We start from the raw sequence: 1,473 nt of genomic DNA on the forward strand, positions 1-1,473 counted from the left end.
CAATACTTCGGTAAATTTTTACCGAAAAATTAAAAGTTAAACAATAAAACCGGCAAAAGTCGGTTCGGAAACACTAAAGAGGTCATTGAAATGTTGTCAAAAACGAATGGTTAAGCATGAAGAAATGTGCTGAAAAAAATGTGCTAACCTGCTGATAATAAAGGTAAAAAAGTATTGCATAATTCGCTGGTTTTTTAGTAAATTAGAAGTCTCTCAACTCTTCTGATTATGACTAAAGAAACACTCCTTATGCAATACCAATCCGAGTGCCTGTCGGCTCTCAAATCAGTAGCGAATATACAAAAACCTTTTGAAAAAACGTTCATGGACACCATGAAATTATTCATGGCCATCCCGGATCGTATAAACTTCCTCCAATTGGGCAGATATGGCTGTTTCTCAGAACAGACTTATCGTAACCTTTTTGAGCATGAAACTTTCGACTGGTTTGCGTTCAACGGCTCTATCATCAGCAAGCATCTCACAGGCAAAAGAAAAGCCATCGCCATCGATCCTTCCTATATTCCCAAATCAGGCAAGAAGACACCTTGGATAGGTTACTTCTGGTCCGGTTGTGCAGGAGAATACAAGCGTGGACTGGAAATCATGGGCATCGGTGTCATTGACATCGACAATCATGAATGCATGACTTTAGGTTCCATTCAGACGCCGGATTGTAAGACCTTGGATAATATGGACAAGAGCCTCGTTGACTGGTACAGCAGCTATCTTATCAGCAGAAAAGACAAGCTGCAAAGCATATCCAAAACGGTGGTTGCAGACGCATTCTTTTCCAAGGAAACATTCATAACACCTATGTGTGAGAACGGTTTCCATGTCATCAGCCGCTTTAGGAATGATGTTGTCCTGTACTATCCGGCATTGGAACAGAAAACAGGAAAACGTGGTCATCCCAAGTGGTTTGACGGCAGGATTGACTTTGCCAATTTGGATTTGACCCGGTGCAAGGAATACGAGGTGAACAAGGGAAAGCTATACGGATTGAGGGTATATGCAAAAGCTCTCAAAAGGTATGTTTCCTTAGCCATCTGGTATCCGATGGACGGGAGGACAGACAAGTGGCAGCTTTACTTCTCTACAGACGATTCCATGGATGGACGCGAGGTGCTGGATTATTACAGAACCAGGTTCCAGTTGGAATTTTGCTTTAGAGATGGCAAGCAGCATGCAGGAATCACCAACTGCCAGTCTACCGACTTCAGGAAATTGGATTTTCACTTCAATGCATCGCTTGCTGCTGTCAACTTGGCCAAAGCGGCATGTAAGAGGCTCGGAATAACCTATTCCATATCCTCCTGCAAGTCATTCATACACAATGCTTATATGCTTGAACGATTTATTTGCGTGTTTGGGATTAGCCCAGACCCGCAAGTTATTGACAAACTTTTCAAAGAACTCATTTTATTTACTGCCAGAGCCGCTTAGGCGTGGCGAATTTTTAACGAACTATTG

1 protein-coding gene is annotated in these 1,473 nt (G+C 42.4%); it reads left to right on the forward strand.

What is annotated here, in order from left to right; translation table 11 throughout:
• Window positions 1-228 precede the first annotated feature (228 nt).
• Entirely contained in the window at window positions 229-1,446 is a 1,218-nt protein-coding gene (locus AB5062_RS22635; RefSeq protein ID WP_008782613.1) for a transposase, read from the forward strand.
• The last annotated feature ends 27 nt before the right edge of the window (window positions 1,447-1,473 follow it).

The organism is Phocaeicola sp. RTP21359st1_B8_RTP21360_211022, assembly GCF_040911965.1.
In the GTDB taxonomy this organism is placed as follows: Bacteria; Bacteroidota; Bacteroidia; order Bacteroidales; family Bacteroidaceae; genus Phocaeicola; species Phocaeicola vulgatus.

Bases quoted from the DNA above. Each gene is read 5' to 3' on its own strand.
- AB5062_RS22635 (WP_008782613.1), top strand. From the start codon at position 229: ATGACTAAAGAAACACTCCTTATGCAATACCAATCCGAGTGCCTGTCG.